This is a genomic window from Streptomyces sp. NPDC093586 (assembly GCF_044764905.1).
Classification (GTDB): domain Bacteria; phylum Actinomycetota; class Actinomycetes; order Streptomycetales; family Streptomycetaceae; genus Streptomyces.
Window position 1 is genome coordinate 42003 of the sequence record NZ_JBIWJA010000050.1, and the last position, 6088, is coordinate 48090.

6 protein-coding genes are annotated in these 6088 nt (G+C 72.1%); all 6 read right to left on the bottom strand.

The genetic code is table 11. The features are described 5' to 3' along the window. Window positions 1-14 precede the first annotated feature (14 nt). Complete coding sequence (locus ACIRFH_RS33065) at window positions 15-881, bottom strand: GyrI-like domain-containing protein (RefSeq protein WP_403529104.1); 867 nt, start codon at window positions 879-881, stop codon at window positions 15-17. A gap of 87 nt (window positions 882-968) precedes the next feature. After that, window positions 969-1763, bottom strand: a complete 795-nt coding sequence (locus tag ACIRFH_RS33070; protein ID WP_403529107.1) for a phytanoyl-CoA dioxygenase family protein — start codon at window positions 1761-1763, stop codon at window positions 969-971. A 331-nt stretch (window positions 1764-2094) separates the two neighbouring features. After that, entirely contained in the window at window positions 2095-3267 is a 1173-nt protein-coding gene (locus ACIRFH_RS33075; protein ID WP_403529110.1) for an acetoin utilization protein AcuC, read from the bottom strand. Further along, complete coding sequence (locus tag ACIRFH_RS33080) at window positions 3218-4447, bottom strand: MFS transporter (RefSeq protein ID WP_403529113.1); 1230 nt, start codon at window positions 4445-4447, stop codon at window positions 3218-3220. Before ACIRFH_RS33080 ends, ACIRFH_RS33075 begins: the two co-directional genes overlap by 50 nt. Before the next feature lie 23 nt (window positions 4448-4470). Next, window positions 4471-5244, bottom strand: coding sequence for a VC0807 family protein (locus ACIRFH_RS33085; RefSeq protein WP_403529116.1), 774 nt, complete (start codon window positions 5242-5244; stop codon window positions 4471-4473). Between the two features lie 93 nt (window positions 5245-5337). After that, window positions 5338-5982, bottom strand: a complete 645-nt coding sequence (locus tag ACIRFH_RS33090) for an HAD family hydrolase (RefSeq protein WP_403529119.1) — start codon at window positions 5980-5982, stop codon at window positions 5338-5340. Between the last annotated feature and the right edge of the window lie 106 nt (window positions 5983-6088).

The window sequence follows — 6088 nt, forward strand, 5'->3', positions numbered from 1 at the left end:
GCGCGCCGCCGTGCTCAGCCGTGCTCGGGCTCCACCGGGAGCCACAGTTCGGCGTCGGCCTCGGTCTTCTCCGGCGACAGGCGGGTGCGCAGGATCTCAGGTCCGGTGCGGGTGCGGTACGGGTTCGACGGGAACCACTCGGTGAACACGTCCCGCCACAGCTCCTGGATGGCCCCCGGTACCGGCCCGGAGGTGGTGAAGACCGCCCAGGTGCCGGCCGGGACGGCCAACGTGGTCGTGCCCGCCGGCGCGGCCGCGGAGGTGATCACGCCGAGGTGGTAATCGAGTTCGGTGCCTTCGGCGCGGCCGGGGTCCACGCCGTCGCAGACCGCGACGATGCCGTGCGGCTCCTGGTCCGACAGCTTCTCCAGGCTCTCCAGAGCCCTCGGGTCGCTCCCCCGGACAAAGTCCATGATCGCCTGGTTCGGGCCCGTGTGCACCAGCGGCACCCGGGTCTTGAACCCGACGACGGTGAAGTCCGCCCTGTCCACGACGCGGTACCGCATGCTGCTGCTCCCCTCGATGGTGAGGCGGAAGGCCATCCGGGGCTGGGAGTTGAGCGCGGCGCCGGTACGCCGGGCCTCGCCCGGTCCGATGCCGTGCATGGCACGGAACGCCCGCGCGAACGCCTCGCCGGAGCCGTAGCCGTAGCGCACCGCGATCTCCAGCAGCGTCTCACGCCCCGCGAGTACTTCGGCGCCCGCGAGGGTGAGCCGGCGGCGCCGGACGTACTCCGACAGCGGCATGCCCGCGAGCGCGGAGAACATCCGGCGCAGGTGGTGCTCCGAGGTGGCCGCGATGCGTGCCAGCCCGGCCACGTCGAGGTCCTGGTCGAGATGGCGCTCGATGTGCTCCATGGCCTGGTTCAGCCGCTCCAGCATGCCCGGCCTCCTTCCTCTTCTCCTTTCACGACCGTCTTGCCGACGACGGCCGTGCAGCACGTCCCCCCGACACCGTGGCAGGTGCCGTTACCCGTCCCCGTCCGGACCGGGGCTGTCCTGCCCCAGCCCCCGGCGGATCGCGATCTCCACGGGCGAGTACGCGCCGTCGGCCCGTTCCAGTTCGTACGGCGAGGCCGGCATCAGCGGCGGCTGGGCCATGAAGCGCGGCCGCTCACCATGGTGCGGTTGCGCCGCGTGCACCAGGAACGGATGGCACAGGAAGACGTCACCCGGGGATCCGGTGGCGAGGGCGAGCGGCCGGTGGTCGGACGCCGCCACCAGATCGGGGGCGAGGACCAGCCCGCTCGCCCCGTCCTCCCCGTACTTCTCCAGCACCTTCGGCACGTCGAGGTGCGAGCCGACCCGGATCCGGGTCGGGGCGTCCTCCTCACCGACCTCGCTGAACAGGAACAGCATCAGCAGCGCCCGGCCCTGGGAACGCAGGTTCGTGAAGTACCAGCTCTCGCCCTCCGGCAGGTAACTGCCCTCGATGTGCCAGCCCGCGTCGTCCGGCTCCTCCTCGTGCGGGAAGCGCAGCGGGAACGTGCCCAGCGAGTAGCGCGGCTCCCAGCGTCCCGCGCCGACGAGCAGGTCGTACGCATGATGCAGGGCCGGGGAGTTGGGCGCGGCGGCGAACGGCCCCTGCGCCATGCCGCCCACCCAGTGCACGGGGCGCGTCCACGTCGAGGGGTCGTCCGGGTCGCAGCCCGTCTCCCGCCACAGCAGCCGCGCACAGTCCGCGGCCACGCGCGGCGCGACGGCGCCCTCCACCTTCACGAAGCCGTCGCGGAGGAAACGGGATACCAGGGTCGTGTCGTCCATGCCCCCATCGTGCGGTGACACCGTCCCCGTCCACCCGACATCCCCCGCACCGCCTTTGTCGGGTACGAGGACGGGCATGGGGCCCCGGTCACGCCGCCCGCTCGAGCTCGTGCCCGGAAGGGGCGGTGTGCCGGCCGCCGTCCTTCGTCGTCTCCGACGGCGTCCGGGTGCCGGAAAGACCGCAGGCCCCGACCGGGACCGCTGACGGCTCGTACCCGGCGGCCGGCCTCCCCGTCGGGCAGGCCGGCACGCCAGAACCGCACGCCGCCCGACACCCCCGTCATGCCAACAGTCCCGTCATGCCGACAGTCCCGTCATGCCGACAGTCCCGTCATGCCAACAGTCCCCGCAACGGAAACACCGCCCGACGAGCCGCCACCACCGCCTGGTCCAGCCGGTCCGCGGGGTCGTACCCCGCCTCCCACGACGCCCACGACACCGGCCACCGCCCGTCGGTCATCCGCATCGGCCCCAACTGCCGCGTCCGCGCGAACACCTCCTGCCGCCACCCCTCCGGAATCACCGTCTCCGGCTCCACCGGCCGCCCCGCCGCGATCCCCACCAGATGCGTCCACGACCGCGGCACCACGTCCACCACCGCGTAGCCGCCCCCGCCCAGCGCCACCCACCGCCCGTCGGCGTACTCGTGCGCCAGCTCGTGGCACGCCACCTGCACGGCCCGCTGCGCGTCCAGGGACACCGCCAGATGCGCCAGCGGATCCTCGAAGTGCGTGTCGGCCCCGTGCTGCGTCACCAGCACCTGCGGCCGGAAGTCCGCGATCAGCTCCGGCACCACCGCGTGGAACGCCCGCACCCACCCGGCGTCCCCGGTCCCCGCCGGCAGCGCCACGTTCGCGGCCGAGCCCTCCGCGCGGTCGGCCCCGGTCTCCTCCGGCCACCCCGTCTGCGGGAACAGCGACCGCGGATGCTCGTGCAACGAGATCGTCAGCACCCGCGGGTCCTCCCAGAACGCCGCCTGCACTCCGTCCCCGTGATGCACGTCCACATCCACGTACGCGACCCGCTCGGCCCCCAGCTCCAGCAGCCGCGCGATCGCCAGCGCCGCGTCGTTGTACACGCAGAACCCCGATGCCGCCCCCGGCATCGCGTGGTGCAGCCCGCCCGCGAAGTTCACCGCGTGCAGCACGTCCCCGCGCCACACCGCCTCCGCCGCCCCCACCGACTGCCCGGCGATCAGCGCCGACACCTCGTGCATCCCCGCGAAGGCCGGATCGTCCATCGTCCCCAGCCCGTACGACGGGTCCGCCGCGCCCGGATCCGCCGAGGCCGCCTTCACGGCGTCGATGTAGTCCTCCCGGTGGACGAGCCGCAGCGTCGACTCCCCGGCCGCCTTCGCCGCGACGACCTCCACCTCCCGGTCGAGCCCCAGGGCACCGACCAGCCCCCGCGTCAGGGAGAGCCGGACCGGATCCATCGGATGGCCCGGACCGAAGTCATAGCCCGTTACTGCCTCGTCCCACATCAGCTGTGCGCGGCCGCTCATGCCCGCCACCGTATCGGTCCGACCGAGCCTCGAACGACCTGGCGTACACCACCGTCACCAGCACCAACACCATCGGCACCAACATGGCACCGCGGTAGCTCCAGGCATCCCCGAGCGCACCCACCAGCGGCGAACCGACCAGGAAACCCACGTAGTTGAAGACGTTGAGCCGCGCCACCGCCGCATCCGACGCCCCGGGGAACAAGCGCCCAGCCGCCGCGAACGTCTGCGGCACCAGCACGCACAACCCCAGCCCCAGCAGCGTGAACCCGAGCATCCCCACCCACGCCCCCGGCGCCACGGCCACCACCGCGAACCCGCCCGCCGCGACGACCGCCCCGCCCCGCACCACCGCCGCGGCCCCCAGCCGCCGCACCCCGAAGTCCCCGACCGCCCGCCCCACCAGCGTCGTCACCATGTACACGTTGTACGGAACGGTCGCCAGCTGCTCCGAACTCCCCAGCACGTCCTGGAGGTACTTCGCGCTCCAGTTGGAGACCGTCGAGTCCCCGATGTACGCGAACGTCATCACCAGACACAGCGGCAGCAGCACCGCGAAGCCGACGCTCGCACCCCCGCCCCCGCCCCCGCCCGCCGGCGCCTCCGCCCCGGAACCCGCCCGTTCCCCGTCGACGTACCACCGGCTCCCCACCAGCGCGGCCGGCAACAGCACGGCCACCACCGGGAGGTACGACACCCACAGCGCCAGCTCCCAGTGCGCCCCCGCCCACGCCAGCGAGGCCCCCAGGATCCCGCCCAGACTGTAGGCCGCGTGGAACCCGAGCATGATGCTGCGCCCGTACGCCCGCTGCAGGCTCACCCCGAGCATGTTCATCGAGGCGTCCAGCGCCCCCACCGCCAGCCCGAACACCGCCAGCGCCACGGCCAGCTCCGCCACCCGGTCCCCCGCGCCGGCGCCGAGCAACGCCAGCAGCACCACGGGCTGGGACCAGCGCAGCACCCGACTGGGCCGTACCCGCCGCACCAGCCGCTCCGTCGCCACGCTTCCCGCCCCGGCGAGGACCGGCACGGCGGCCAGGAAGACCGGCAGCAGCGCGTCGGAGACGCCGTACCGGTCCTGGATGGCCGGGATACGCGTCACGAGCAGAGCGAAGGCGACGCCCTGCGCGAAGAACCCGAACGCCAGAGAGGCCCTGCCGCGCCGCAGCACATCTGTCATGGCGGCGAGCGTAGGGCCCCGGCTTACCGGTGGGTAGATCCCGCCAAAGGTGAATTCCCCTCAACTTCACCGAGCCCGGCGAAGGCAGGACGGGAGACGGGGCTGGAGACCGTTCCGGATTCGGGCCCGGAGGCCGAGGCGACGGCAGCGCCGATCATGTGCGCCATCGGCCCGGCACCCAGGGCACCGCTGACCACGAACGCCAGCACCATCGTGGCGACCATGACGACCGTCCCGAGCCAGACCATCGTGTCGACCGGCACCGTGTAGGCACCCACGGCCCGCACCGCGCACTCCCCGACGAACGCCCCGCCCCACACCGCGGTGAACCGCAGCTCCGCCCGCCGGAACGCCGGCGACTCGCGCCGCAACCGTTCCCAGGCGGCCTCCCGCCGGTCATCGCCCCTGAGCAGCCACGGCTTGAGGTTGGCCGTCATCATCGGCCGCCCGGTCAGCACGGACGCCAGCAGCGCGATCCCCACCACACTGCCGATCGCGCTGTCCTTCACCAGCAGCAGCCGCGCGTCCCCCGTCCCGAAGCTGAGCAGCAGCCCGGCGAGGTTCACCAGGAGGATGAGCACGGGCAGCCCGTTCACCTCACGGTGCCGGGCCAGCCCCCACCCGGTCCGCAGCACCGGCACGACACTGCTCCAGCCGAGCGCCGCGACGGAACTCATCCCGAACGCGCCCTTCAGGAGGTAGTACGACCCGACCGGCACCCCCACGTCCAGAAGAAAGGAGACGAAGGTACGACGCTTGCCCTGCCGCTGGATGTCCGTGCCCGTGTTCGTCGTCATGCGTACAGCTTCGCGGCCGGCCCCGGTCCCGCAGTAGGAACAACCGTCCGGAGCTATGCATGACAAATGTCAGCGCGCCTCCGCTGCCTCGGGTCATACGAGCAGGTCGGCCAACTCCCCCATGCCACCGAAGAGTCGAGTGGCCCCCGCCAGCTTCTCGGCCGGCGTCATCGCGGTGAACCCGAAGACGTCCATCCCGGCCGCGGCGGCCGCCTGCACGCCGAGCGGGCTGTCCTCGACGACGACGCACCGCTCCGGCGCCACCCCCATCCGCTCGGCCGCGTGGAGGAAGAGGTCGGGTGCCGGCTTCCCCCGGCCGACGTCCTGCGAGCTGAAGACGCGCGAGTCGTCGAACCACCGGTCCAGCCCCGTCCTCCGGTGCCCCACCCGGATCCGCTCATGACTCCCTGACGAGGCCACGCAGTACGGCACCCCGCCCGCAACAAGCTTCTCCAGCACACCGACGACCCCGGGGACGGGCTCCAGCTCCCGCTCGAAGGCCTCGAAGACCCGCCGGTGGAAGACGTCGTCGAAGTCCTCCGGAAGCCTCCGACCGGACCGCTCCAGCACCAGATCGTGAACCCGGTGCATCGCACCCCCCATGTAGTCGCGCAGCGACTCTTCGTACGACGTCGGGTGCCCCAGCTCGGTCAGACAGGCGGCCAGCAGCCGATTGGAAATCGGCTCACTGTCGACGAGGACACCGTCATTGTCGAAGACAACCAGTTCATAGCTCATACAATGACCCTAAACGCAGAAAACCCCGCACCGTTTCCGGTGCGGGGTTCTCCCAAAAATTGTTCGGCGGCGTCCTACTCTCCCACAGGGTCCCCCCTGCAGTACC